This window comes from Pseudomonas reidholzensis (genome assembly GCF_900536025.1).
Lineage (GTDB): Bacteria > Pseudomonadota > Gammaproteobacteria > Pseudomonadales > Pseudomonadaceae > Aquipseudomonas > Aquipseudomonas reidholzensis.
The window spans coordinates 1-26,361 of sequence record NZ_UNOZ01000038.1; the positions used below are offsets into that span (position 1 = coordinate 1).

General features: G+C 64.3%; 25 protein-coding genes and 1 riboswitch. Of the genes, 15 read left to right on the plus strand and 10 right to left on the minus strand.

Annotation, left to right across the window (positions count from 1 at the left end):
* The 3 genes from CCOS865_RS26320 to CCOS865_RS26330 form a co-directional block, all read left to right on the plus strand.
* The coding region (locus CCOS865_RS26320) for a flavin monoamine oxidase family protein (protein ID WP_119146419.1) at positions 1-1,380 on the plus strand (1,380 nt) is incomplete at its 5' end.
* A gap of 205 nt (positions 1,381-1,585) precedes the next feature.
* The gene (locus CCOS865_RS26325; protein WP_119146421.1) at positions 1,586-2,137 is read left to right on the plus strand and encodes a cytochrome b; all 552 of its coding nucleotides are present in this window, start codon (positions 1,586-1,588) and stop codon (positions 2,135-2,137) included.
* A 31-nt stretch (positions 2,138-2,168) separates the two neighbouring features.
* A complete protein-coding gene (locus CCOS865_RS26330; protein WP_119146423.1) occupies positions 2,169-2,747 on the plus strand; it encodes a YceI family protein in 579 nt (192 codons plus the stop codon).
* Positions 2,748-2,840: 93 nt separating this feature from the next.
* On the opposite strand, the gene rhlE2 is transcribed toward CCOS865_RS26330, so the two are convergent.
* The 4 genes from rhlE2 to ahcY all read right to left on the minus strand — a co-directional run bounded on the left by rhlE2 (position 2,841) and on the right by ahcY (position 8,283).
* The gene (rhlE2, locus tag CCOS865_RS26335; RefSeq protein WP_208644569.1) at positions 2,841-4,751 is read right to left on the minus strand and encodes an RNA helicase RhlE2; all 1,911 of its coding nucleotides are present in this window, start codon (positions 4,749-4,751) and stop codon (positions 2,841-2,843) included.
* A gap of 220 nt (positions 4,752-4,971) precedes the next feature.
* A complete protein-coding gene (locus CCOS865_RS26340; protein WP_119146425.1) occupies positions 4,972-5,760 on the minus strand; it encodes a substrate-binding periplasmic protein in 789 nt (262 codons plus the stop codon).
* 136 nt (positions 5,761-5,896) lie between these two features.
* A complete protein-coding gene (metF, locus tag CCOS865_RS26345) occupies positions 5,897-6,742 on the minus strand; it encodes a methylenetetrahydrofolate reductase [NAD(P)H] (RefSeq protein ID WP_119146427.1) in 846 nt (281 codons plus the stop codon).
* Positions 6,743-6,873: 131 nt separating this feature from the next.
* Positions 6,874-8,283: an adenosylhomocysteinase gene (ahcY, locus tag CCOS865_RS26350; protein ID WP_119146429.1), complete on the minus strand. Its 1,410-nt coding sequence runs from the start codon at positions 8,281-8,283 to the stop codon at positions 6,874-6,876.
* Positions 8,284-8,304: 21 nt separating this feature from the next.
* A riboswitch (S-adenosyl-L-homocysteine riboswitch) is annotated at positions 8,305-8,400 on the minus strand.
* Positions 8,401-8,577: 177 nt separating this feature from the next.
* On the opposite strand from ahcY, the gene CCOS865_RS26355 reads away from it, so the two are divergent.
* On the plus strand, positions 8,578-8,979 hold the full coding sequence (locus CCOS865_RS26355) for an acyl-CoA thioesterase (RefSeq protein WP_119146431.1): 402 nt from the start codon (positions 8,578-8,580) through the stop codon (positions 8,977-8,979).
* A 64-nt stretch (positions 8,980-9,043) separates the two neighbouring features.
* Here CCOS865_RS26355 and CCOS865_RS26360 read toward each other — a convergent pair whose 3' ends face one another.
* Positions 9,044-10,294, minus strand: coding sequence for a cation:proton antiporter (locus CCOS865_RS26360; RefSeq protein WP_119146433.1), 1,251 nt, complete (start codon positions 10,292-10,294; stop codon positions 9,044-9,046).
* Positions 10,295-10,514: 220 nt separating this feature from the next.
* On the opposite strand from CCOS865_RS26360, the gene CCOS865_RS26365 reads away from it, so the two are divergent.
* Positions 10,515-11,348 (plus strand): DMT family transporter, encoded by an 834-nt coding sequence (locus tag CCOS865_RS26365; protein WP_119146435.1) that lies wholly within the window; start codon positions 10,515-10,517, stop codon positions 11,346-11,348.
* A gap of 31 nt (positions 11,349-11,379) precedes the next feature.
* The gene (locus CCOS865_RS26370; protein WP_119146437.1) at positions 11,380-11,766 is read left to right on the plus strand and encodes an MAPEG family protein; all 387 of its coding nucleotides are present in this window, start codon (positions 11,380-11,382) and stop codon (positions 11,764-11,766) included.
* Positions 11,767-11,878: 112 nt separating this feature from the next.
* On the opposite strand, the gene mltA is transcribed toward CCOS865_RS26370, so the two are convergent.
* A complete protein-coding gene (gene mltA, locus CCOS865_RS26375) occupies positions 11,879-13,030 on the minus strand; it encodes a murein transglycosylase A (protein WP_119146439.1) in 1,152 nt (383 codons plus the stop codon).
* 117 nt (positions 13,031-13,147) lie between these two features.
* Here mltA and CCOS865_RS26380 point away from each other — a divergent pair, with 117 nt between their 5' ends.
* Positions 13,148-13,594 carry a c-type cytochrome gene (locus tag CCOS865_RS26380; RefSeq protein WP_119146441.1) on the plus strand — a complete coding sequence of 149 codons (447 nt, stop codon included), beginning with the start codon at positions 13,148-13,150 and terminating at the stop codon, positions 13,592-13,594.
* Between the two features lie 63 nt (positions 13,595-13,657).
* On the opposite strand, the gene CCOS865_RS26385 is transcribed toward CCOS865_RS26380, so the two are convergent.
* The 4 genes from CCOS865_RS26385 to CCOS865_RS26400 form a co-directional block, all read right to left on the minus strand.
* Positions 13,658-14,050, minus strand: coding sequence for a DUF1090 domain-containing protein (locus CCOS865_RS26385; protein WP_119146443.1), 393 nt, complete (start codon positions 14,048-14,050; stop codon positions 13,658-13,660).
* Positions 14,051-14,223: 173 nt separating this feature from the next.
* A complete protein-coding gene (locus tag CCOS865_RS26390; RefSeq protein WP_119146445.1) occupies positions 14,224-14,619 on the minus strand; it encodes a DUF1090 domain-containing protein in 396 nt (131 codons plus the stop codon).
* Between the two features lie 200 nt (positions 14,620-14,819).
* Positions 14,820-16,010 carry a methionine adenosyltransferase gene (metK, locus tag CCOS865_RS26395; RefSeq protein ID WP_119146447.1) on the minus strand — a complete coding sequence of 397 codons (1,191 nt, stop codon included), beginning with the start codon at positions 16,008-16,010 and terminating at the stop codon, positions 14,820-14,822.
* Between the two features lie 19 nt (positions 16,011-16,029).
* Positions 16,030-17,025, minus strand: a complete 996-nt coding sequence (locus CCOS865_RS26400; RefSeq protein ID WP_119146449.1) for an ArsR/SmtB family transcription factor — start codon at positions 17,023-17,025, stop codon at positions 16,030-16,032.
* Positions 17,026-17,265: 240 nt separating this feature from the next.
* Here CCOS865_RS26400 and tkt point away from each other — a divergent pair, with 240 nt between their 5' ends.
* The 8 genes from tkt to CCOS865_RS26440 all read left to right on the plus strand — a co-directional run bounded on the left by tkt (position 17,266) and on the right by CCOS865_RS26440 (position 26,352).
* Positions 17,266-19,263 carry a transketolase gene (tkt, locus tag CCOS865_RS26405; RefSeq protein ID WP_119146451.1) on the plus strand — a complete coding sequence of 666 codons (1,998 nt, stop codon included), beginning with the start codon at positions 17,266-17,268 and terminating at the stop codon, positions 19,261-19,263.
* A gap of 178 nt (positions 19,264-19,441) precedes the next feature.
* Positions 19,442-20,503 carry an erythrose-4-phosphate dehydrogenase gene (gene epd / locus CCOS865_RS26410; RefSeq protein ID WP_119146453.1) on the plus strand — a complete coding sequence of 354 codons (1,062 nt, stop codon included), beginning with the start codon at positions 19,442-19,444 and terminating at the stop codon, positions 20,501-20,503.
* Positions 20,504-20,515: 12 nt separating this feature from the next.
* Positions 20,516-21,679: a phosphoglycerate kinase gene (locus CCOS865_RS26415; RefSeq protein WP_119146456.1), complete on the plus strand. Its 1,164-nt coding sequence runs from the start codon at positions 20,516-20,518 to the stop codon at positions 21,677-21,679.
* 32 nt (positions 21,680-21,711) lie between these two features.
* Entirely contained in the window at positions 21,712-21,930 is a 219-nt protein-coding gene (locus CCOS865_RS26420; RefSeq protein ID WP_119146497.1) for a hypothetical protein, read from the plus strand.
* A gap of 64 nt (positions 21,931-21,994) precedes the next feature.
* Entirely contained in the window at positions 21,995-22,324 is a 330-nt protein-coding gene (locus CCOS865_RS26425) for an MliC family protein (RefSeq protein ID WP_119146458.1), read from the plus strand.
* Between the two features lie 101 nt (positions 22,325-22,425).
* Complete coding sequence (gene fba / locus CCOS865_RS26430; protein WP_119146460.1) at positions 22,426-23,490, plus strand: class II fructose-bisphosphate aldolase; 1,065 nt, start codon at positions 22,426-22,428, stop codon at positions 23,488-23,490.
* 201 nt (positions 23,491-23,691) lie between these two features.
* Positions 23,692-25,812 carry a putative bifunctional diguanylate cyclase/phosphodiesterase gene (locus CCOS865_RS26435; protein WP_119146462.1) on the plus strand — a complete coding sequence of 707 codons (2,121 nt, stop codon included), beginning with the start codon at positions 23,692-23,694 and terminating at the stop codon, positions 25,810-25,812.
* 39 nt (positions 25,813-25,851) lie between these two features.
* Positions 25,852-26,352 (plus strand): M48 metallopeptidase family protein, encoded by a 501-nt coding sequence (locus tag CCOS865_RS26440; RefSeq protein ID WP_119146464.1) that lies wholly within the window; start codon positions 25,852-25,854, stop codon positions 26,350-26,352.
* Positions 26,353-26,361: the final 9 nt, after the last annotated feature.

Below are 26,361 nucleotides of genomic sequence, written 5' to 3' on the forward strand. Positions count from 1 at the left end.
GACAAGCTGCAGCTGCCCGCGACGGCGCGTCAGTTGGTCAACCAGCAGATCCGCAGCCGCTACGACGAGCCGTCGCGCTTGTCGCTGCTGTATTTCGCCCAGCAGACTCGCGTCTACCGCGGCGTCAGCGACCGCGACCTGCGCGCCGCCCGCCTGCTGGGTGGCAGCCCGGTGCTGGCGCAGGCCTTCGTCAAGCAACTGAAGACCATCAAGACCAGCTCGCCGGTCACCGCCATCGTCCAGGACAAGGACGGCGTCACGGTCAAGGTCGGCAGCGTCGGCTACCAGGCGGACTACCTGGTGATGGCCGTGCCGCTGCGCGCCCTGGGCAAGATCCAGATGACCCCGGGCCTGGACAACCAGCACCTGGCGGCCATGAAAGGCACCAACTATGGCTGGCGTGACCAGCTGATGCTCAAGTTCAAGCAGCCCGTGTGGGAAAGCCGCGCGCGGATGTCCGGCGAGATCTTCAGCAACACCGGCCTGGGCATGCTGTGGATCGAGCCCGCGCTCAAAGGCGGCGCCAACGTGGTGATCAACCTGTCCGGCGACAACGCTCGCCTGCTGCAGGCCTTTGGCGACAAGCAGATGGTCGACCAGGTGCTGATTCGCCTGCACGCCTTCTACCCGCAGGCTCGCGGTGCCTTCACCGGCTATGAAGTGAAGCGCTACAGCACCGATGCCGGCACCGGCGGCGCCTACCTGGCCTACGGCCCGGGGCAGATCAGCAAGTACTGGCGCCTGTGGGAACGTCCGGTGCAACGTATCGCCTTTGCCGGTGAGCACACCGATGCGCTTTACCCGGGCACCCTCGAAGGCGCCCTGCGCAGTGGTCAGCGTGCGGCTGGCCAGGTTCAGGACCTGGCGGCGGGCAAGTCGTTCGACCCGGCCAAGGCTGCACCGGTCGCGGCTGCGGCGGGTGCAGTGGCGGCGAAGGGCAAGGGCGGGTTCTTCTCCAACCTGTTCGGCGGCGCCGACAAGACCGACAAGCAAGACAAGGCACCCGCCAAGGCCGAGCCGGTGACCGCAAAGGAGGCTGAACAGGTCAAAAAGCCGGGCTTCTTCTCGCGCCTGTTTGGCGGTGGCGACAAGCCCGAGGTGAAGACTGCGCCGATGGCCAAGGCTGAAGAGGTCGCCCCGGTTGCAGCCCCTGCGCCCGTGGCGGCACCGGTTGCGCCAGCGCCGGTGGTCAAGCCAGCGCCGGTCAAGCCAGCGGCCAGCAAGGCCGCCCCTGCCAAGCATGCCCCGGCGCACAAGCCGGCGGCCAAGTCCGAGCCGGCCAAGAAGGCCGCTGCCAAGCCGGCACCGGTGAAGAAAGCGACTGCCAAGTCGGAGCCGGTGAAGAAGCCTGCGGCCAATGCCCAGGCCAAGGCTGGCTGACACCCTCTGGATGGCTGGGGCCCTGGCGGCCCCAGCCTCTGAACCACCTCCCCCTGCAGAATTTCCGCTATGGTTAATGTTTCCTTAATAGCGAACTCACACAATACCTATCTGCAAATCCGATAATAAATAGCGGTTTTTTCCGCTTTTATTCGATACGTTACAGGTTAGTCTGTGCACAGCTTCCACGGGGAATCACGCCAACATGCAAGTTCGCAACTCACCTTCTCGCTATGGCCTGGTCAGCATCGTCATGCACTGGGGTGTGGCCTTGGCGGTCTTCGGCCTGTTCGCCCTGGGCCTGTGGATGGTCGGCCTCGACTACTACAGCCCATGGCGCAAGTCCGGCCCTGACCTGCACAAGAGCATCGGCCTGGTGCTGTTGGCCGTGATGGCCCTGCGGGTCGTCTGGCGGTTCGTCAGCCCACCACCACCGGCACCGGCCAACCACGGGCCACTGACCCGCGTCGCCGCGACGCTGGGGCACCTGGCGCTGTACCTCGGGTTGTTTGCCGTGATGATCGCCGGTTACCTGATCTCTACCGCCGACGGTGCCGGTATCCCGGTATTCGGCCTGTTCGAAGTGCCGGCGCTGCTCAGCAACCTGCCCGACCAGGCAGACACCGCCGGCCTGATCCACTTCTACCTGGCCTGGGGGTTGGTGATCTTCGCCGTCCTGCATGGCCTGGCCGCTCTCAAGCACCATTTCATCGACCGTGACGCGACCCTGCTGCGCATGCTGGGCCGCAAAGCTTGACTCTCAACCTCAATTGCAAGGAATCGTAAGCATGTTGAAAAAGACCTTTGCCGCTCTGGCGCTCGGTACCGCTCTGTTCACCGCTGGCCAGGCCATGGCTGCCGATTACAAGATCGACAAGGAAGGCCAGCACGCGTTCGTCGACTGGAAGATCAGCCACCTGGGCTACAGCTTCATCCACGGCACCTTCAAGGACTTCGACGGCACGTTCAGCTGGGACAGCGCCAAGCCAGAAGCGAGCAAGATTGCCGTCGACCTGAAAACCGCCAGCCTGTGGTCCAACCACGCCGAGCGTGACAAGCACATCGCCAGCAAAGACTTCCTCGACGTGGCCAAGTTCGCGGACGCCAAGTTCGTCTCCACCGCGGTCAAATCGACCGGCGACAAGACGGCTGACGTCACCGGCGACCTGACCTTCCACGGCGTGACCAAGCCGGTCACCTTCAAGGCCACCTTCAACGGTGAAGGCAAGGATCCATGGGGCGGCGAGCGTGCTGGCTTCAACGCCACCACCACGCTGAACCTGAACGATTTCGGCATCAAGGGCCCAGGCCCGACTTCGCAGACCGTCGACCTGGACATCAGCCTGGAAGGCGTGAAGCAGAAGTAATCTGCTGAAGCTGTCGGCCTCTTCGCGGGGCCGATCCAAGCCCATGAAAAAGCCGCCCGATTGGGCGGCTTTTTCAGGTCTGCAGAAACGTAATCAGCGATTACGGGTCAGCAGTGCCGGGCGTTCGCCACGTGGGCGGCTCGGCAGGTCTTCCAGCTGCTCAGGCGTCGGGTAACGGTCGAGCTTGGATTCCTTGCGGATGATCACGGGCTGGCTCTGCGAGTCACGCGGGTTGCGCACTGCAGGCTCCTGGCTGGCAGCGTCGTCGCGGCCGGCGGAGCGGTTGCGACCCGGGTTGCCATCACGACGACCACCGCCGTTGTTGCTGTTGTTGCTGCGTGGACGCTTCTCGCCCGAGCCTTGACGCGGCTGGCCGGCATTGTTGCTGCCGTTGTTGCTGCGGGCCTGGCCCTGGCCACCGCCACCGGCGGGACGACCGCTGCCTTGAGTCTGGCCCTGTGCAGGCGCAGCGCCGGGGCGACGGTTGCGGCCCTGGTTCTTGGCGTTCTGGTAGGGGCTGACGTAGTCGGCGCGGTTACCGAAGTTGTCGACGTCGTCGTCGAGGAACGTTTCCGGGTCGCGATTGCCGGACGCCTCGCGCTTCTCGCCCTGGGCGGCCTGCGGCTGACGTGGCTTGTTGTCACGTGGCTTGCGCGCCTGTTGTTGCGGCTTGTCGCCGGACTTTTTCTCGGCAGGCTTGTCAGCGGCGGGCTGCTTGGCCTTGCCTTTGTCCTTTCCCTTATCCTTGCGACCGCCGTTGCTGTCTTTGCCGGCGTCGCCACGTGGCTGGTTACGGCCACCGCGGCCAGGGTTCTGCGGACGTTCGCGAACTTCCGGCTTCTCGGCTTCTACCTGGCTGGCATCGAAGCCCATCAGGTCGCCGTCCTGGATCTTCTGGCGAGTGACGCGCTCGATGCTCTTGAGCAGCTTCTCTTCATCCGGCGCGACCAGCGAGATGGCCTCGCCCGAACGACCGGCACGGCCGGTACGGCCGATGCGGTGAACGTAGTCTTCCTCGACGTTGGGCAGCTCGAAGTTGACCACGTGCGGCAGCTGGTCGATGTCCAGGCCACGGGCGGCGATGTCGGTAGCCACGAGGATGCGTACGGTGTTGGCCTTGAAGTCGGCCAGCGCCTTGGTGCGCGCGTTCTGGCTCTTGTTGCCGTGGATCGCGGCAGCCGGCAGGCCGTGCTTCTCGAGGTACTCGGCCAGGCGGTTGGCGCCATGCTTGGTGCGGGTGAACACCAGTACCTGTTCCCAGGCACCGAGGGTGATCAGGTGCGCCAGGAGGGCACGCTTGTGGCTGGCGGGCAGGCGGTAGACGCGCTGCTCGATACGCTCGACGGTGGTGTTCGGCGGCGTGACCTCGATGCGCTCGGGGTTGTGCAGCAGCTTGTCGGCGAGGTCGGTGATGTCTTTCGAGAAGGTCGCCGAGAACAGCAGGTTCTGGCGCTTGGCCGGCAGGCGGGCGAGGACCTTCTTGACGTCATGGATGAAGCCCATGTCGAGCATGCGGTCGGCTTCATCGAGGACCAGGATCTCGACATGCGAGAGGTCGACCTTGCCTTGGCCGGCCAGGTCGAGCAGGCGACCCGGGCAGGCCACGAGGACGTCGACGCCCTTGGCCATGGCCTGGACCTGCGGGTTCATGCCGACACCGCCGAAGATGCAGGTGCTGACCAGGCTCAGGTCACGGGCATAGACCTTGAAGCTGTCGTGGACCTGGGCCGCCAGTTCGCGGGTCGGGGTCAGGACCAGTACGCGCGGTTGGCGCGGGCCGTGGCGCTGGGACTTGTCGGGGTGACCACCCGGGAACAGGCGCTCGAGGATTGGCAGGGCGAAGCCGCCGGTTTTACCTGTACCTGTCTGTGCGGCGACCATCAGGTCGCGACCTTGCAACACGGCGGGAATGGCCCGCTGTTGCACCGGGGTGGGCTGGGTATAGCCCGCTGCCTCGATAGCGCGGACAAGTGCCTCGGAGAGACCGAGGGAAGCAAAGGACATGGGCAATCCTGTTCTCGTGGGGGCTAGGCCCTATGGGGTGATCTGCCTGGCGCGACGGGCATCTGAGGGATGCGATCGCGTCCGGTCCAGCTTGGCGTCACTGCGCATCCGGGAGGCGTCGAGTAGGCACTTATGGAGTGCATTGGCGACGATCGAGATGCCTGTTGCGAGGCCGAGCGTCCGGGCGTGAGCCGGGCGGGAAGGCCCGAGTATAACAGAGCTATCGCGGCGTGCCGCTTTCCTGCTGCTCAACGGCGCCAGGAAAGCGCCCGGGCGGGCTGTCGTACTGGGCAACAAGGCTGGCATACGCGGGTTCCTGCTTGAAACGGCGCAGTTCGTCGGCGAACGCGCGGGCTATTTTGTCGCGCCCGGGTTTGCGCGCCAGGCCGAGGAACTGCTGGTTGCGGCTGATCACCAGGGGCTGTTGTTCGAGGTCTTGCTGCAATCCCAACTGCTGTTGCAGGTAGCGGCCGACGCGGCGGTCGGTGACCAGCAGGTCGATGCGGCCGAGCATCAGCTTGCCGAAGTTGGCCTCATGGGTGGGGGCAGGTTCGCGCTTGAACAGCGGCGACTGGTTGAACGCGGCGCCGTAGTTGTAGCCCGGCGAGGTGCCGACAGTCAGCCCCTGAAGGTCTGCCAGGCGCTCGACTGCAGGGCCTTGGCCGCGCTTGCGCAACAGTACGAACTCGGCCTCAGACATGGGCTCCTCGGGGAACACCATGTACGCCTTGCGCGCCTCGCTCAGGAAGATGTCCAGCACGCCGTCGGCCAGGCCCTGCTCGACCATCACCAGGCAGCGCTTCCAGGGCATGAACTGCACGTCCAGCTCGATGCCCAGACGCTGGAACACCTCGCGGGCGACTTCGTAGTCGATGCCCTTGGGCTGGCCGTCCTGCTGGTACACGTAGGGTGCCCACTCGTCCGTGACCAGGCGCAGGCGTTCGGCCTGGGCCAGTGAGCACAGGCAGGTCAGCAGCAACAGGCAGAGGGTGTAGGCGAGGCGTGGCATGGCGTGAGAGTACGCCGTCCGTCGGGGGATGAACAGTGAAGCTGGGTTGTGCAAAAAGGGTTTTTTGTACAAGCCCGAGCCGCTCTATCGCAGGGCGGACGGGCCCCGTGATGGGGCCCGTCGGACGCGAGCGAAACTAGCGCGGCAGCTTCAGGTTGTTCCAGATCGCCAAGCTCGGCTCGGCCTGGTTCAGGGTATAGAAGTGCAGCCCGGGTGCGCCGCCTTGCAGCAGCTGTTCGCACATGCGGGTGATCACGTCTTCACCGAAGGCCTGGATGCTGGCGGTGTCGTCGCCATAGGCTTCCAGCTGCTTGCGGATCCAGCGCGGCAGCTCGGCGCCGCAGGCATCGGAGAAGCGTGCCAGTTTGCTGTAGTTGGTGATCGGCATGATGCCGGGCACCACCGGGATGTCCACGCCCATCTTCTGCACGCGCTCGACGAAATAGAAGTAGCTGTCGGCGTTGAAGAAGTACTGGGTGATGGCGCTGTCGGCACCGGCCTTGACCTTGTGCACGAAGTTGGCCAGGTCGGCCTCGAAGTTCTGCGCCTGCGGGTGCATCTCCGGGTAGGCGGCGACTTCCAGGTGGAAGTGATCGCCGCTTTCCTGGCGGATGAACTCGACCAGGTCGCTGGCGTAGCGCAGCTCGCCCGAGGCCATGCCCATACCGGACGGCAGGTCGCCACGCAGGGCGACGATACGCTTGATCCCGGCAGCCTGGTACTCGCCGATCAGCGCGCGCAGGTCAGCCTTGGTGTCGCCGACGCATGACAGGTGCGGGGCGGCGGCGACCTTCACTTCGCTTTCCAGCTGCAGCACGGTGTTCAGCGTGCGGTCGCGGGTCGAGCCACCGGCACCGTAGGTGCAGGAGAAGAAGTCGGGGTTGTAGCCGGCCAGCTGGCGGGCAACGCCCATCAGCTTTTCATGGCCCGCTTCGGTCTTGGTCGGGAAGAATTCGAAACTGTAACGGCGTTCTTGGGACATCTTTCAATCCTCAGCTGCAAGCTCGAGGCCGCACGCTGCAAGTAAAAGCCAGGGCGGTGTGGGCCGGCCTGGCTTGGGCATCTTTCAAGATCCGTACTGCGAGCGCCGCGCGGACGCTCGCAGCCAGCCGCTTAGTAGCGGTAGGCGTCCGGCTTGAACGGGCCTTCGACGGTCACGCCGATGTACTCGGCCTGCTGCGAGGTCAGCTGGGTGACCACGCCGCCGAAGCCGCGGACCATTTCCAGGGCCACTTCTTCGTCGAGCTTCTTGGGCAGTACTTCGACGGTCAGGCGCTCGGCTTTCTCGGCGGGCGACAGGTCGGCGTACTTCTGGTCGAACAGGAAGATCTGCGCCAGCACCTGGTTGGCGAACGAGCCGTCCATGATCCGGCTTGGGTGGCCAGTGGCGTTGCCCAGGTTGACCAGACGGCCTTCGGCCAGCAGGATCAGGTAGTCGTCGTTCTGCGGGTCGAAGTCGCCAGCGCCGGTACGGTGGATCTTGTGCACCTGCGGCTTGACCTCTTCCCATGCCCAGTTCTTGCGCATGAAGGCGGTGTCGATCTCGTTGTCGAAGTGGCCGATGTTGCAGACCACGGCACGCTTCTTCAGGGCCTTGAGCATGTTGGCGTCGCAGACGTTGACGTTACCGGTGGTGGTGACGATCAGGTCGATCTTGCCCAGCAGGGCCTTGTCGATGCTCGACTCGGTGCCGTTGTTGATACCGTCGATGAACGGCGAGACCAGCTCGAAGCCGTCCATGCAGGCCTGCATGGCGCAGATCGGGTCGACTTCCGAGACCTTGACGATCATGCCTTCCTGACGCAGCGACTGGGCCGAGCCCTTGCCCACGTCACCGTAGCCGATGACCAGCGCCTGCTTGCCCGACAGCAGGTGGTCGGTGCCGCGCTTGATGGCGTCGTTGAGGCTGTGACGGCAGCCGTACTTGTTGTCGTTCTTGCTCTTGGTGACCGAGTCGTTGACGTTGATCGCCGGGACTTTCAGCTCGCCCTTGGCCAGCATGTCGAGCAGGCGGTGCACGCCGGTGGTGGTCTCTTCGGTGACGCCGTGGACGCGATCCAGTACGGCTTGGTACTTCTTGTGCAGCAGCTCGGTCAGATCACCACCGTCGTCGAGGATCATGTTGGCGTCCCATGGCTGGCCATCCTTGAGGATGGTCTGCTCCAGGCACCACTCGTACTCTTGCTCGGTTTCGCCTTTCCAGGCGAACACCGGGATACCGGCGGCGGCGATCGAGGCGGCAGCCTGGTCCTGGGTGGAGAAGATGTTGCACGACGACCAGCGCACTTCGGCACCCAGGGCAACCAGGGTTTCGATCAGCACGGCAGTCTGAATGGTCATGTGGATGCAGCCGAGGATCTTCGCACCTTTGAGCGGTTGCTCTTCGAGGTACTTGCGGCGCAGGCCCATCAGTGCCGGCATTTCCGATTCGGCGATGATGGTTTCGCGACGGCCCCAGGCGGCCAGGGAGATGTCAGCGACTTTGAAATCGGTAAAACCAGCAGGCGTGTTTACAGCGCTCATGAAGAGCCTCCATTCGTAGTGTGCGAATGGGCGCCGTTGTGCGTTGAGCGTCCGCAGGGCGGACAACGCCCCAACCGAGCCTGACAGGCCGAGCCTGCTGCAGCGCCCCTCGGATGGGTGGCGGGCATGGCACCGCGGCGGGTTGCCATGTGAAACGGCGCAGATTATAGCTCGGCGTGTGCCCAGGCCCAAGGTTTTCTGTCGATTAATCGAGACGATAGTCGATCATCAATGGAGACCCGCGGCAGGCTCTGCCATGATGGCTGCACGTAAACCAAGCCGGTAGGAGCTTTGATGAACTTCCACACCCGCAAGTGGGTTAAACCCGAAGACCTCAACCCCAATGGCACCCTGTTCGGCGGCAGCCTGCTGCGCTGGATCGACGAAGAGGCGGCGATCTACGCCATCGTCCAGCTGGGCAACCAGCGCGTGGTGACCAAGTACATCTCGGAGATCAACTTCGTCAGCGCCTCGCGCCAGGGCGACATCATCGAGCTGGGCATCACCGCCACCGAATTTGGCCGCACCTCGATCACCCTCAAGTGCGAAGTGCGCAACAAGATCACCCGCAAGAGCATCCTCACCGTCGACAAGATGGTCTTCGTCAACCTGGGCGATGATGGCCAGCCGGCCGCTCATGGGCGGACCGAGATCAAGTACGTGCAGGATCAGTTCCCCGACAGCGCTGTCGAGTAACGGTTGAGATTGGCTGGAAACGGCGTTGCGTGGGAGCGGGCTGGCCCGCTCCCACGAGGTCCGTTCAGTGTGTCGCGGTATTCGGCTGGGCAGTGACCCCACGCACCACGCGGCCGATGCTCAGGCCCTGGATCAGGATCGACGCCAGCACCACGATGTAGGTGATCGACAGCAGCAGGTCACGCTCCTCGCCCACCGGCAGCGACAGTGCCAGGGCCACCGACACCCCACCCCGCAAACCACCCCAGGTGAGTACCCGGATAGTGCCCTGTGGCACGCTGCGCCAGCGCCGCAACAGGACGATGGCCGGCGCTACGGTCAGCAGTCGCGACATCAATACCGCCACCGCCAGCACCGCGCCCGCGGCCAGGTGCAGCCAGTTGAACGGCAGCAGCAACAGCTCCAGGCCGATCAGGGCGAACAGCAGCGCATTGAGCATGTCGTCGATCAGCTCCCAGAAGCCGTCCATGTAGCGCCGGGTCATGTCGTTCATCGCCAGGTTGCGCCCCAGGTTGCCGATGATCAGGCCGGCCACGACCATGGCGATCGGCGCTGAAACGTGCAGTTCGTAGCACATCGCCGAACCGCCGATGACCAGCGCCAGGGTCAGCATGACCTCGACCTGGTACTGCTCGATGCTCTTGATCATGCGGTAGGTGGCATAGCCGATCAGGCCGCCGAAGGCGATGCCGCCCAGGGCTTCGCGGGCGAACAGCATGGCCGTCTCGGAAACGCTCGGCGTTTCACCGAGCTGGACGATGCCCAGCAGCACGGTGAACACCACCACCGCCGTGCCGTCGTTGAACAGCGACTCGCCGACAATGGTGGTCTTCAACGGCTTGGAGGCATTGGCGGTACGCAGGGCGCCGAGCACGGCGATCGGGTCGGTCGGCGAAATCAGTGCGCCAAACAGCAGGCAGTAGATCAGGCTGACGTGCCAGCCGAACAGGGCGAAGATCCAGTGCGCGAGAAAGCCGATCACCACGGTCGCGATCAGCACGCCGAGGGTAGCCAGCAAGCCGATCGGCCAGCGGTAGCTGCGCAGGTCGCCGAGGTTGACGTGCAGGGCGCCGGCGAACAGCAGGAATGACAGCATCCAGTGCATCAGCAGGTCGTTGAAGTCGATCTGATTCATCAGGCCTTCGACGCGTTCTTCCAGGCCAGGAAAGCCCACCAGGCTCAGGCATTGCAGTATCAACGAGAACAGCAAGGCCGTGACCATCACGCCGATGGCCGGCGGCAGGCCGATGAAGCGGTAGTTGACGTAGGTGAGGAGGGTGGTCAGGCAGATAAAAGCGGCAACAAGTTCAAGCATCCCGAATCCTGTAAAGAGTGGCGTCCAAGTCGTTACCCGAATCGCTCGGGCAGTTCTTTGATGACCTGCCGAGGGGGTCGGGACACACCCTCTGACCAGAAATGTACGAATCGTTCCAAATTCAAGGCGGCATCGCAGCCCCCAACCATCGCCAGGAACCCGCTATATTCGAGCCTTCACAAGTGATTGGCCCGACGAGGCCACCGGCAAGGACTCTCGCGTGTTGGCAACCTCCCTGGTACTGGTCGCAGCCCTCTTGCATGCCACCTGGAACACCCTGATCAAGTTCAGTGGCGAGCGCCTGCTGGTCATCGCCAGCATGGACTCGGTGGCCCTGGCGTTCGCCGTCGCGGCGGTGGCTTTCGTCGACGTCCCGCCAGCTGCCATCTGGCCCTGGCTGGTCGCCTCGGCGCTGGCCGAGCAGCTCTACCGGGTCCTGCTGATCAAGGCCTACCGGGTCGGCGACCTGGGCCTGGTCTATCCTCTGATGCGCGGGTTGTCGCCGCTGGTGGTGCTGGGCCTGACCCTGGCGTTTGCCGGTGAGTCGCTGAGCCAGCAGCAGATCATCGGCATCCTGCTGATCCCCTGCGCGATGGCCTGCCTGCTGTGGCAGGGCGGCGGCGGTGACCGCTTGCCGTGGTCGATGCTGCCGGTGGTGGCGCTGATTGGCCTGTGCATCGGCTGCTACACCTGGTTCGACGGCCAGGCCGTGCGCCTGTGGGGCCAGCCTTGGGATTACCTGGTCTGGCTGACCCTGCTCAGCGCCTGGCCCTTCCCGTTGCTGGCCAGCGTCGCACGCCGGGCACCGTTCGCCCAGTTCTGGCGGACACAATGGCGGCTTGGGCTGGCGGTCGGCGTGTGTGTACTGCTCAGCTATGCCCTGGTGCTGTGGGCCATGCACCTGGGCTCGGTGGCGGAGGCGGCGGCGCTGCGCGAGGTCAGCGTGATCCTCGTGGTGCTGTTGGGCGTGCGCTACCTCAAAGAACCTTTTGGCGGGCCGAGGCTCTTAGCTTGCGGGCTGGTCCTGGCGGGCATGCTGGTGATGAAGCTCTGATCCCGATCATTTCGAACAAGGAGTCCTGCCTATGACCGTTGCCCTGTGGTGCATTCTGATTGCGTTGGTCCTGCCGCCGCTGTGTGCGTTGATCGCCAAGCTCAGCAGCGGCCGCTTTGGCCTGGGCGCCAACCACGACCCTCGGGCGTTTCTGGACAAGCTCGAAGGGCTGCCCCGGCGCGCGCATGCCGCGCAACTGAACAGCTTCGAGGCGTTTCCGGCATTTGCCGCGGCGGTGTTGGTGGCGGACATCGTCGGCAACGCCGAGCAGGTGACCCAGGATGTCCTGGCGGTGATGTACATCACCAGTCGCCTGCTCTACATCATCTGCTACCTGGCGGACTGGGCGGCATTGCGCTCGCTGGTGTGGTTTGCCGGGCTGGCGTTGATCGTGTCTTTCTTCGTCGTATCGGTCTGAATCCGCGTCGCTCCTTTCGCGGGCAAGCCCGCTCCTACAGGTTCCGGGTCGCTCTCCCGGCCAGCAGAGGGCCCTGTAGGAGCGGGCTTGCCCGCGATGAGCGCGCTGCCGATCAGGGTACTTTCGGTACTTCAGGCAGCGCCGCGCCTTTGGGCCAGAGCAACCAGATCTGCCCCTGCTGCTTCATGTTGCCCGCCAGCTCCCCGGCCGCAGCACCCGTCCCCCAGAACAGATCAGCACGGACCTCGCCGGTAATCGCGCCGCCGGTGTCCTGTGCCCCCACCGGGCGCACCACCGGGCTGCCATCCGGGCGTGTGGTCGACAGCCAGAGCAGGCTGCCCAGCGGAATCACCTTGCGGTCGATCGCCACGCTGTAGCCAGCCGTCAACGGCACGTTCAACGAGCCGCGAGGGCCTTCATTGCTGTCGGGTCGGGCGCTGAAGAAGACATAGCTGGGGTTGCTCGCAATCAGCTCCGGTACCCGCTGCGGGTTGGCTTCGGCCCAGGCGTGAATCGCCCCCATGCTGACCTCTTCTTTCTTCAGTTGGCCCTGCTCGATCAACCAGCGGCCGATCGGCCGATACGGGTGGCCGTTCTGGTCGGCGTAGCCCAGCCGCAGTTGCCGGCCGTCTTCCAGCTGGACCCGGCCCGAGCCCTGGATCTGCAAGAACTGCAGGTCCATCGGGTCGGTCAGCCAGGCCAGCACCGGCGCCTGCACGCCGTCGCGGTAGATCACTTCAGCGGTGTCATACGGCTTGAGGGCACGGCCGTCGAGCCGCCCGCGAAGGCGCTTGCCCTTGAGCTCGGGATAGATGCTCGCCAAGTCGACCACGATCATGTCCTGCGGGACGCCGTAGACCGGTACCCCTGCGGCGGCGGTCTGCTTCAGGCTGCCGGGGTAGACCGGCTCGTAGTAACCGGTGATCAGGCCGTTGGCGTTGTTCTCGGCCGAGCGCAGGCCATAGACCTGCAAGTTCTGCTGCAGGAAGGCGCGGGCCTGGGCGGCATCGGCGGGGATCGCCTGGGCGCTTTCGCAGGTGCTGGCCCAGACCGCATCACGCTTGAGCTTCTCGCAGCCATTGCGCCAGGCCTGGAACCCCGCCAGCAGGTCAGCGTCACTGACGCTGGGCAGGTCTTGCCAGGTGGCTGGGGCATAGGTGGCGATGGCATGGGGTTCGGGCTTGGCGCTTTCGCCGCCGTTGCAGCCGGCCAGCAGGGCCAGGGCGGGCAGCGCCCAGGCGAGGTGGCGCAGAGCAGATTTCATGGCTGAATCCTTGAGCGGGCAGCCGGTCATGGTTGCCCCTGTTTTTCGTGAGGGTATTGGTGTTTGTCGAGCAGGCGAGGATACTGTCGGCCCTAATCCGATGCCAATGTGACCGTGATGTTCAAATGTTTCACCGTGCTGCTGTTGGCTTGCCTGACCCTGACAGCCTGCGACCGCGTCGATCCTAACTCACCGCTCGGGCAGCGCAAGACGATCTTCAAGCAGATGCTCAAGACCAGCGAAGACCTGGGTGGCATGCTGCGCGGCCGGCTGCCGTTCGAGCCGGGCAGGTTTGCCGAGGGTGCGCAGCAGCTCGATGGGTTGGCGCATGCGCCCTGGCAGCACTTCCCGCAGGTGCGGGATGAGGGCGACAGCAGTGCGCGGGCTGAGGTGTGGCAGCGTCAGGCACGGTTCGAGGACCTGGCGCGGCAATTGGAGGGGGTGACCGGTGAACTGCTCAGCGAGACGCGCAGTCAGCCGCTGGACGCGGCGAGCCTGAAAGCGCCGATGGACAAGGTAGAGGCCGCCTGCAAGGCCTGCCATAGCGAATTTCGTAATCACTGACCAGCGAGGGCTGCCGGGCAGGCCGCGACGCCGGCCTGGGTGGCCGACGCCTGCGCGGGGCGGTTAGCGCTGCAGTTCCAGCTCGGCCTGTTTGAGCTCGGCTTGCGACTCTGCCAGCTTGGCCTTGCGCTTGGCGATCTTGTCGGCGTCGCCTTTGGCTTCGGCGGCCTTGAGGTCGACCTCACGCTCGGCGATTTCTGCCTGCGCCTTGGCCACCTCGGCTTCGCGCTCGGCGCGCAGGCCCGCATCGGTGCAGTGGGCGTCGTGCTCTTTCAGGGCTTTTTCCAGGCCGCGTTTCTTGGACCAGTTGAACCAGCTGGTCTCGGCGATTTCGTTGACGATTTCGCTGTGCTTGGCTGCGCAACCGGTCAAGCCCGGATCGGGCCGTGCGGCCTGCGCCTGGGTGGCCGCAACGCCGACAGCGGCGATCAACACAAGGGAAGAGAAGAGTTTCATGGCGCCTCCTTGCAGGGGCAGTAGTCGAAATAGAGGTGGGAATCCTGCCCTGATTTCGCGAACTACTGAACCCTAGGAGGATTTATCGGACCCTTTTTCAGAAAATCCCTACAAGATTCGATCCTGTTTAAACGTAGTCGTAGTTTCGATATAGCGCTTTGCTATTTCGCACCTTAACGTTCGAGGTCGTCCAGGGCGTCCTGCAGCTCCTTCTTCGACTCGGCCAGCTTGTCCTTGCGCTTGTTGATCCGCTCCGAGTCGCCTTTCTTCATGGCCTTGTCCAGGTCTTTGGTGCGCTTGTTCACTTCGTGGCGGGCATCGAGCACTTTTTGCTCACGCTCTTTGCGCAGGCTGGCGTCGGTGCAGTTGGCGTTGACTTCGCTCAGGGCCTTTTCCAGGCCTGCCTGCTGCTCACCGTTGCCGTGGGCGCGGGCCTGTTCGATCTGTTCGCTGATCGCCTGTTTCTTGGCCGCGCAACCGCTCAGTCCGGGCTGTTGCTCGGCAGCCAGTGCGCTCTGGGCAGCCAGGCCGAAGACGGCGGACAGGACAAGGGACGAAAACAGTTTCATCGGGGACTCCATTCGAAGGCAGGGCAGCGGAAAAGGAAATGCTGCCCTGATCCGCTGAAATTAGAAACCCTTGATTGCATGCAGGCGTAACTGGGCGGCGAGGATCTGCACCTCGCCCTAAGCGAAAACGCCTGCAGTAATCACGAAAAAGCCCCTGCCGATCACTCGGCAGGGGCTTTCGTTTGCGGCTGCAGGGCTAATTACAGGCCGGCAGCGTCACGCAGCGACTGGGCGCGGTCGGTGCGCTCCCAGGTGAAGGTGGTGAAGGTGTCGTCGCCGACGGTCTTCTGCTGCGGGGTACGGCCGAAGTGGCCGTAGGCGGCGGTTTCCTGGTACATCGGGTGCAGCAGGTCGAGCATGGTGGTGATCGCGTAAGGACGCAGGTCGAAGCACTCACGCACCAGCTGGACGATCTTGTCGTCGGAGATCTTGCCGGTACCAAAGGTATTCAGCGAGATCGAGGTCGGTTGAGCGACACCAATGGCGTAGGACACCTGGATCTCGCAACGCTCGGCCAGGCCGGCGGCGACGATGTTCTTGGCCACGTAGCGACCGGCGTAGGCCGCCGAACGGTCGACCTTGGATGGGTCCTTGCCGGAGAACGCGCCACCGCCGTGACGGGCCATGCCGCCGTAGGAGTCGACGATGATCTTGCGGCCGGTCAGGCCACAGTCGCCCACTGGGCCGCCAATGATGAACTGGCCAGTCGGGTTGATGTGGTACTGGGTGTCCTTGTGCAGCAGCTCGGCCGGCAGGGTGTGCTTGACGATCAGCTCCATCACCGCTTCCTGCAGGTCTTTTTGCGACACTTCAGGGTTGTGCTGGGTCGACAGGACGATGGCGTCGATGCCGACGACCTTGCCGCCTTCGTAACGGCAGGTGACCTGCGACTTGGCGTCCGGACGCAGCCACGGCAGCAGGCCGGACTTGCGCGCTTCGGCCTGGCGCTCGACCAGGCGGTGCGAGAAGCAGATCGGCGCGGGCATCAGCACGTCGGTTTCGTTGCTGGCGTAGCCGAACATCAGGCCCTGGTCGCCGGCGCCCTGGTCTTCCGGCTTGCTCCGGTCAACGCCTTGGGCGATGTCTACCGATTGCTTGCCGATGATGTTCATCACCGCGCAGGTAGCGCCATCGAAGCCGACGTCGGAGCTGTCGTAGCCGATGTCGACGATGACCTTGCGGACGATATCCTCGAGGTCGACCCAGGCCGACGTGGTGACTTCGCCGGCGATGATGGCGACACCGGTCTTGACCAGGGTTTCACACGCGACGCGGGCGAATTTGTCCTGGGTGATGATGGCGTCCAGGACCGCGTCCGAAATCTGGTCGGCGATCTTGTCCGGATGCCCTTCAGACACGGACTCGGAGGTGAAAAGGGAGTATTCGCTCATCTCGACGGGTTCCTAAAATTTACCGATGGTGAGTGTCGCCAGCCGTCCGCTGAAAATGTCGGACCTGAATCTGGAAACCGTTACGCAAGCCCACATAGAGGCTGTCCCCGGGAGCCAGCCCTGCCACCCGGGCCCAACGGGCCAGGTCATCCTGCTCGAAGCCAAGCCAGAGATCGCCGCAGGCATCCCGCGCCCAATGCTGATCATGGCTACAGAGCTCGGTGACCAGCAGGCTGCCGCCTGCCTTTACCCGTTTGGCCAACAGGCGCAGGGCCAGGGCCGGATCGCTGAAATGGTGCAGGACCATGTTCAGCACTACGCAGTCGGCTTCCACATCCGTTGCACTCAGTGCATCGGCCAACTGCAGGTTTACGTTATTCAAACCTTCGCGCTCGCAGACCTGGCGCGCCAGCTCGAGCATCGTCGGGCTGTTGTCCATGGCCGTGACGCTGGCAAAGCGGCGCGCCAGGTCGGGCAGAAAACCGCCGTCGCCGGGGCCGACTTCGAGCGCGCTGGCGCTGGCCGTGAAGCTCAGCTTGTCGAGCATCGCCAGCAGGCTTTCGCGGTACTGCGGCAAGCCGGCGATCAGGTCTTGCTGGGCGCGGAATTTTTCTTCCACGCGCAGGAAAAAGTCCTGGCTGGTGGCCGCACGGCGCTGCTGGACCTGGGCGATGCGCGCTTGCACATCGTCGGCCAGGGCCAGGCCGTCGACTTCTTCGAGCAAGGCCGTGTGCAACCGGCCGCCCGGGCGCAGGCTGTCGGGCAGGGCGCGGCGATAGAAGATGGCATTGCCCTCGCGCCGCGTCGCCACCAGGTCGGCCTGGGCCAGCACCTTGAGGTGGTGGCTCATGCCGGACTGGCCGATGTCGAAGATCTGCGCCAGTTCGAGCACGCCGAACGAGTCGCTGGCCAGGGCGCGCAGTACATTCAGGCGCAGTTCATCGCCGCTGGCTTTGCACAAGGCTGCCAGGTCGTCGCTTCGCTGAAGGGGGATGGACTGCGCACGTAGGTTCATGACGCGGCAGTCTAGACAGGCAGCGATGCCCTCGCAATAGCAATATCAAAAAGTTTTGATATTGCGCGATGAGTGGGGTGGCGAGGCGGGCGGATTGCGCGCTTTTGTCATTCATTACGGCCAAACACAGGAAATATGCCCCTCTGCGACCATCCGTGATTGCCCCCGGGGCGCCTGTGGGCGAAAATGGTCGCCTTTTTGCGCTTCATTACTTATTCAAAGCCCCCAGGAGACTTAGCGATGCCCAGCCGTCGTGATCGTGCCAACGCCATTCGTGCCCTCAGCATGGATGCCGTGCAAAAGGCTAACAGCGGCCACCCAGGTGCCCCTATGGGCATGGCGGATATCGCCGAAGTGCTCTGGCGCGACTACCTGAAGCACAACCCGAGCAACCCGAGCTTTGCCGACCGTGACCGCTTCGTGCTGTCCAACGGCCACGGCTCGATGCTGATCTATTCGCTGCTGCACCTGACCGGCTACGACCTGTCGATCGAAGACCTCAAGGCCTTCCGTCAACTGCACAGCCGCACCCCGGGTCACCCGGAGCTGGGCTACACCCCAGGCGTCGAGACCACCACCGGGCCGCTGGGCCAGGGCCTGGCCAACGCCGTGGGCTTTGCCCTCGCCGAGAAGGTCATGGGCGCCCAGTTCAACCGCCCAAGCCACGACATCGTCGATCACCACACCTATGTGTTCCTGGGTGATGGCTGCATGATGGAAGGTATTTCCCACGAAGTCGCTTCCCTGGCCGGTACCCTGGGCCTGGGCAAGCTGATCGCCTTCTACGACGACAACGGCATCTCCATCGACGGCGAAGTCGAAGGCTGGTTCACCGACGACACGCCCAAGCGTTTCGAGTCGTACAACTGGCAGGTGATCCGCAACGTCGACGGCCATGATCCGGAAGAGATCAAGACCGCCATCGAAACCGCGCGCAAGAGCGCTCAGCCGACCCTGATCTGCTGCAAGACCATCATTGGTTTCGGTTCGCCGAACAAGCAGGGCAAGGAAGACTGCCACGGCGCTCCGCTGGGCAACGACGAAATCGCCCTGGCCCGCAAAGCGCTGAACTGGAACCACGGCCCGTTCGAAATCCCGGCGGATATCTACGCCGAGTGGGACGCCAAGGCGGCCGGCAAGGCTGTCGAAGCCGAGTGGGACAAGCGCTTCGCGGCCTACGCTGCAGCCTTCCCTGAGCTGGCCAGCGAGCTGAAACGTCGCCTCAGCGGCGAGCTGCCGGCCGACTTCGCCGAAAAGGCCTCGGCCTACATCGCTGAAGTCGCGGCCAAGGGCGAAACCATCGCCAGCCGTAAAGCCAGCCAGAACACCCTCAACGCCTTTGGCCCGCTGCTGCCGGAGTTCCTCGGTGGTTCGGCCGACCTCGCCGGCTCCAACCTGACCCTGTGGAAAGGTTGCAAGGGCGTCAGCGCTGAAGATGCCAGCGGCAACTACATGTACTACGGCGTGCGCGAATTCGGCATGACCGCGATCATGAACGGCGTTGCCCTGCACGGCGGCCTGGTGCCTTACGGCGCGACCTTCCTGATGTTCATGGAATACGCCCGCAACGCGGTACGCATGTCGGCACTGATGAAGCAGCGGGTGATCCACGTCTACACCCACGACTCCATCGGCCTGGGCGAAGACGGCCCGACTCACCAGCCGATCGAGCAGCTGACCAGCCTGCGCAGCACGCCGAACCTGGACACCTGGCGCCCGGCCGATGCGGTCGAATCGGCCGTGTCGTGGAAGTCCGCGCTGGAGCGCAAGGACGGCCCGTCGGCGCTGATCTTCTCGCGTCAGAACCTGCAGCACCAGGACCGCGACGCCCAGCAGATCGCTGACATCGCCCGTGGTGGTTATGTGCTCAAGGACTGCGCGGGCGAGCCTGAGCTGATCCTCATCGCCACCGGTTCCGAAGTGGGCCTGGCTGTGCAGGCGTTTGACAAGCTGACCGAGCAGGGCCGCAAGGTCCGCGTCGTGTCGATGCCGAGCACCAGCGTGTTCGACGCCCAGGACGCTGGCTACAAGCAGTCGGTACTGCCGCTGCAAGTCGGTGCCCGCATCGCCATCGAAGCTGCCCATGCCGACTTCTGGTACAAGTACGTCGGCCTCGAAGGCCGCGTCATCGGCATGACCACCTACGGCGAATCGGCTCCGGCCTCGGCGCTGTTCGAGGAGTTCGGCTTTACCCTGGAGAACATCCTGGGCACTGCTGAAGAGCTGCTGGAAGACTGATGACACAAGGGCGGGCAGCGATGCCCTCCCGGGTCGCGCAAGGGGGGGCTCGGCCCTCCCTCGCGACACAAGGCCGCTCCCACAGGATCTGCGTTGCGCGGATCGTGTGGGAGCGGCCTTGTGCCGCGAATGGGCAGCAAAGCTGCCCCGCTTCAGACAGATAAGGTATGAGCCCCAGATGCCCCAGCCACGCCCCTACAAAGTTGCACTCAACGGTTATGGCCGCATCGGCCGCTGTGTCCTGCGCGCACTGGTCGAGCGTGGGGCGAAGGCCGGCTTCGAGATCGTTGCACTGAACGACCTGGCCGATCAGGCCAGCCTGGAATACCTGACGCGCTTCGACTCCACCCACGGGCGTTTCCCCGGCGAGGTCAGGGTCGACGGCGATTGTCTGCATATCAATGGCGACTGCGTGCAGGTGCTGCGCAGCGCCACCCCTGAAGGCATCGACTGGGCGGCGCTGGACGTCGACCTGGTGCTGGAATGCTCGGGCGCCTACAACACCCGTGCCGATGGCCAGCGCTTTCTCGATGCCGGTGCACCGCGGGTGCTGTTCTCGCAGCCGATGGCCAGCGAGGCGGACGTCGATGCCACGGTGGTCTACGGCATCAACCAGGACTGCCTGAGCGGCGCCGAGCGCCTGGTGTCCAACGCCTCCTGCACCACCAACTGCGGCGTGCCGCTGCTGCGGGTGCTGGACCAGGCGTTCGGCATCGAGTACGTGCAGATCACCACCATTCACTCGGCGATGAACGACCAGCCGGTGATCGACGCGTATCACCACGAAGACCTGCGCCGCACCCGCTCGGCGTTCCAGTCGGTGATTCCGGTGTCCACCGGGCTTGCCCGTGGTATCGAACGGCTGCTTCCGGAACTTGCCGGGCGAATTCAGGCCAAAGCGGTACGCGTGCCGACCGTCAACGTGTCGTGCCTGGACATCACCTTGCAGACCGCCCGCGACACCACGGCGGCCGAGGTCAACCAGGTGCTCCGTGACGCCGCGCTGAGTGGCCCGTTGCAAGGCCTGCTGGCCTACACCGAGCTGCCGCACGCCAGCTGCGATTTCAACCATGACCCGCATTCGGCCATCGTCGATGCCAGCCAGACCCGTGTTTCCGGCCCCCGCCTGGTGAACCTGCTGGCGTGGTTCGACAACGAATGGGGGTTCGCCAACCGCATGCTCGACGTTGCCGGTCACTACCTGCACGTCGTTCACCAAACCCGCATCAAACAGCCCTGAAGGACTGCATTCATGACCGTGTTGAAGATGACCGACCTCGACCTGCAAGGTAAGCGCGTACTGATCCGCGAAGACCTCAACGTGCCTGTCAAGGACGGTGTGGTAGCCAGCGATGCGCGTATCCTGGCTGCGCTGCCGACCATCAAGCTGGCCCTGGAAAAAGGCGCCGCGGTAATGGTCTGCTCGCACCTGGGTCGTCCGACCGAGGGCGAATTCTCCGCCGAGAACAGCCTCAAGCCCGTCGCCGACTACCTGAGCAAGGCCCTCGGCCGCGATGTGCCGCTGGTCGCCGACTACCTGGACGGTGTCCAGATCGCGGCGGGTGAGCTGGTGCTGTTCGAGAACGTGCGCTTCAACAAGGGCGAGAAGAAGAACGCCGACGAGCTGGCGCAACAGTACGCCGCCCTGTGCGACGTGTTCGTCATGGACGCCTTCGGCACTGCCCACCGCGCCGAAGGTTCCACCCACGGCGTCGCCAAGTTCGCCAAGGTCGCGGCCGCCGGCCCGCTGCTTGCGGCCGAACTGGATGCCCTGGGCAAGGCCCTCAAGGCCCCGGCCAAGCCGATGGCCGCGATTGTCGCGGGCTCCAAGGTGTCGACCAAACTCGACGTGCTGAACAGCCTGAGCAGCGTCTGTGACCTGCTGATCGTCGGTGGCGGCATCGCCAACACCTTCCTCGCCGCCGCCGGTCACAAGGTCGGCAAGTCGCTCTACGAGCCCGACCTGGTCGACACCGCCAAGGCAATCGCCGCCAAGGTCAACGTGCCGCTGCCGGTGGACGTGGTGGTCGCCAAGGAATTCGCCGAGAGCGCCGTGGCCACCGTCAAGCTGATCGCTGATGTGGCCGACGACGACATGATCCTCGACATCGGCCCGCAAACCGCCGAGCAGTTCGCTGAGCTGCTGAAGACCTCCAAGACCGTACTGTGGAATGGTCCGGTCGGTGTGTTCGAGTTCGACCAGTTCGGCAACGGCACCCAGGTGCTGGCCAAGGCCATCGCCGCCAGCGACGCGTTCTCCATTGCGGGCGGCGGCGACACCCTGGCAGCCATCGATAAATATGGCGTTGGCAGCGATATCTCCTACATTTCTACCGGTGGCGGCGCGTTCCTCGAGTTCGTCGAGGGCAAGGTCCTGCCCGCGGTGGAAATCCTGGAAGCGCGAGCCAAGGCCTGAGCATGAAGGCGCACGGCAAAGGGAGCGGCCTGATGGTCAAGCAATTGCCTGTGATGATCGTGGCTGGCCTGCTGGGCGCGTGTTCCAGCGGCCCGGCCAGCGACGCGCCACCGGCGCAGGGCCCCCAGGGCGGCTGCTACCAGTCGCAATGGCAGGCCGAGACGGTGCCGGTGATCAACAAGCGCCTGGGCCCGGACGGCCTGGAAAAGTACGACGACGAGCACCAGCGCAAGGCGCCAGGTTGCCCTTGAACGGTGCGTTTCATCGGTGCAGGGCAACCAAGCACTCGTGCGGTGGTCATCTAGAGGATATTCAATGAAAGCGCTGATGGCCGTGATGGCCCTGGCGACATTGGCAGGATGCGCAAGCCTGCGCCCAGCGCAGACCGCTCCGGCGGACACCTGGACCCGCTGGGTCTGTGACACGCAGACCGAAGTGCTCTGGCGGTTCGCCGATGCATCGCGGGATACGGTCGACGTTCGCCTTGGCGGCGGCGACCAGGTCTACCGGCTCAAGGCCGAGCCGGGCGCCTCCGGCGCGCTGTACAGCGACGGAGTGCTGGCCTTGCACACCAAGGGCGAAGAAGGCCTGGTGTACTGGGTGGCGACCAACGATCTGATTGGGCGGGGCTGCAAGGCACCGTGACTGGCCGGGCCGCCATGCTGTGGCCCACACTACTTGAACAGCAACCGCCCCTACGGCAGGCTTGCACGAAACAACGACGCTTGTCGGGAGAGAGAGATACAATGGCACTCATTAGCATGCGCCAGATGCTGGACCACGCCGCCGAGTTCGGCTACGGCGTTCCGGCTTTCAACGTCAACAACCTCGAGCAGATGCGCGCCATCATGGAAGCCGCCGACAAGACCGACTCTCCGGTCATCGTGCAGGCCTCGGCCGGTGCTCGCAAATACGCCGGCGCACCGTTCCTGCGTCACCTGATCCTGGCTGCGATCGAAGAATTCCCGCACATCCCGGTGTGCATGCACCAGGACCACGGCACCAGCCCTGACGTCTGCCAGCGCTCGATCCAACTGGGCTTCAGCTCGGTGATGATGGACGGCTCGCTGGGCGAAGACGGCAAGACCCCGACCGACTACGAGTACAACGTACGCGTCACCCAGCAGACCGTGGCCATGGCCCACGCCTGCGGTGTTTCGGTAGAAGGCGAGCTGGGCTGCCTGGGTTCGCTGGAAACCGGCATGGCCGGTGAAGAGGACGGTATCGGCGCCGAAGGCATTCTGGATCACAGCCAGATGCTGACCGACCCGGAAGAAGCCGCCGACTTCGTCAAGAAGACCCAGGTCGATGCCCTGGCCATCGCCATCGGTACCAGCCACGGTGCCTACAAGTTCACCAAGCCGCCTACCGGTGACGTCCTGGCGATCGACCGCATCAAGGAAATCCACAAGCGCATCCCTAACACCCACCTGGTGATGCACGGCTCTTCCTCGGTACCGCAAGAGTGGCTGGCGATCATCAACCAGTACGGCGGCGACATCAAAGAGACCTACGGCGTACCGGTTGAAGAAATCGTCGAAGGCATCAAGTTCGGCGTGCGCAAGGTCAACATCGACACCGACCTGCGCCTGGCCTCGACCGGTGCCATGCGTCGCCTGATGGCCACCAACCCGAGCGAGTTCGACCCACGCAAGTTCTTCGGCGAAACCGTCAAGGCCATGCGTGACGTGTGCATCGCCCGTTACGAAGCCTTCGGCACCGCCGGCAATGCCTCGAAGATCAAGCCGATCTCCCTGGAAGGCATGTTCCAGCGTTATGCCAAAGGTGAGCTGGCGGCGAAGATCAACTGATCTGACCCCTGGCGCATGAAAAACCCGCAGAAATGCGGGTTTTTTTATGCCTGGCATCTGCGCCGATCGCGACCGTTAGTCGCCCCACGCTAAATATATTCACTGATAGCGTTCTGATTGCATTGCACCCCGCCATCCCCCGACTAGAGTAGTTATTCGGATCCAATGGGTAATGGACGTCGCTCTTACAAGAGAAGCAGCATGGATGAAGCTCAACCCAACGCACCGGACGGCAAATCGGTCCTGCTGGTTGTCGACGATTACCAGGAAAACCTGATCAGCATGCGGGCGCTACTGGCCCGTCAGGATTGGCAGGTGTTGACCGCATGCTCCGGGATGGAAGCCTTGAGCGCGCTGTTGCAACATGAGGTGGACCTGGTCCTGCTGGATGTGCAGATGCCGGAGATGGACGGTTTCGAAGTGGCCCGGCTGATGCGCGGCAGCCAGCGAACCCGGCTGACCCCGATCATCTTCCTCACCGCCAACGAGCAGTCACAGGCGGCGGTGCTCAAAGGCTATGCCGCAGGTGCAGTGGACTACCTGTTCAAACCGTTTGACCCGCAAGTGCTCAAACCCAAGGTCCAGGCCTTGCTCGAGCAGCAGCGCAACCGGCGCATGCTGCAGCGCCTGACCCGCGAGCTGGAAGCCGCCAGGGCATTCAATGCGTCGATCCTGGAAAACGCCGCCGAAGGCATCCTGGTGGTGGACGAGGCCGGCACCATCGGCTTCGCCAACCCGGCCATCTCCCGCTTGCTCGAAACCCCTGTAGAGACGCTGCAAGGTGCGCACGTGCTCGACCTGGTGCAACTGTCCAGCGCCAGCCTGTGGCGCGAGTCGGACTTCTACCAGGCCTACCTGGCCCGGCAGATCTTCCGCGTCCACGACGCCCAGCTGCGCACGCTCGGTGGCCAGTTGGTGCCGGTGGCGCTGTCGTGTGCGCCACTGCCCGCCGAACAGCGGGCAATGGTGGTGACCGTGCTGGACATGTCGGTGGTGCACAACCTGCACCAGCAGCTCGAATACCAGGCGGTGACCGACCCGCTGACCGGCCTGCTCAACCGTCGCGGCTTCTACCAGGCCGCCGAGGGGGCACTGCTGCGCAGTGAGCGCTCGGACAAGGTCCAGGCCCTGATGTACATGGACCTGGATGGCTTCAAACGGATCAACGACTCGCTCGGCCACGAAGCCGGCGACGAGGTACTGCGCTGGGTCGGCGAGCAGCTCAAGGATTGCCTGGGCAGCGAGGCGCTGCTGGCGCGCATGGGCGGTGACGAGTTCACCGCGCTGTTCGACGGCCTGCCGTACCCCGAACGGGCAGGGCGCTTCGCCGAGAAGGTCATCGAGCGCCTGTCGATCAGCCATCCGGTCGAAGGGGTCGACGTTCACCTCGGCGTGAGCATCGGCATCGCCACCTACCCCGATTGTGGCGGCAGCGTGGAAGGCTTGTTGCGCGCCGCCGATGCGGCGATGTATGCGGCCAAGAAAGCCGGACGCCAGCAGTACCGCTTCTATGACCAGGAGCTCAACGGGCGGGCGCGCTCGCGGCTGATGCTCGAAGACGGTGTGCGCGCGGCCATCGAACAGAAAGACTTCAACCTGGTGTTTCAGCCCCAGGTGGCCTTTGCCGACGGCCGCTTGCGCGGTTTCGAGGCGCTGCTGCGCTGGCAGCACCCCAGTGTCGGTGATGTGCCGCCCGGGCTGTTCATCCCGCTGCTGGAGGAGACGCGGCTGATCAGTCGGCTGGCCAGCTGGATCTACGACAAGGGCGCCGCCCAGCGCAAGGCCTGGTCTGCGTGCTTTGCCGACGCGCTGGTGCTGGGCATCAGCCTGAGCAGGATCCAGTTCGCCATGCCCAACCTGGTCGACGAGTTGCAGGGGGTGATCCAGGCGCATGGCCTGCACCCTTCGCAGCTGGAAGTCGAGGTCGCGGAAACCTCGCTGATGTACAACATCGATGCGGCCGTGAAGCAGGTCAATCGTTTGCGTGAACTGGGCGTGCGCGTGGCGCTGGACGACTTCGGCGCGGGTGACTGCTCGCTGCGGATGATCCGCGACCTGCCCATCGACACGCTCAAGCTCGACCGCCACCTGGTCGCCCGGCTGCCCGGCTCGGCGGTGGACACGGCGCTGGTGCGCAGTGTCATCGGCCTGTGTGCCGACTACGCCATCACGGTGATCGCCGAAGGCGTGGAAACCCCGGAGCAGGCGGCCTGGCTCAAGGCCCACGACTGTCAGTACGTGCAAGGCTTCCTGGTGGCACGGCCGATGACCGCCGCCGATGCGGGTGGGTTTCCGGCAAATTTCCCCTGGCCACGGTCGTGATTGGCTAGAATCGCGTTTGCTTTCATCGAACGCCGTGCCATGACCGACCTACGCTATTTGCAAGCCTACCCGCCGCACCTGCAGGAGCAGGTCCGCCAGATGATCGCCAGTGACCGTCTGGGCGACTACCTGCGCCAGCGCTACCCTGCGCGGCATGAAGTACAGAACGACAAAGCGCTGTACGTCTATGCCCAGGAGCTGAAACAGGCCTACCTGCGCAGTGCGCCGAGCCTCGACAAGGTGCTCTTCGACAACCGCCTCGACCTGACCCACCGTGCCCTGGGCCTCAATACCGCCGTATCGCGGGTGCAAGGCGGCAAGCTGAAGGCGAAGAAAGAGATCCGCATCGCCGCGCTGTTCAAGGACGCCGCGCCGCAGTTCTTGCGCATGATCGTGGTGCATGAGCTTGCCCACCTCAAAGAGCGCGATCACAGCAAGGCGTTCTACCAACTTTGCCAGCACATGGAGCCGGACTACCACCAACTGGAGTTCGACCTGCGCGTCTACCTGACCTACCGGGAACTGCCGGGCATCACCTGAGGATCCGCC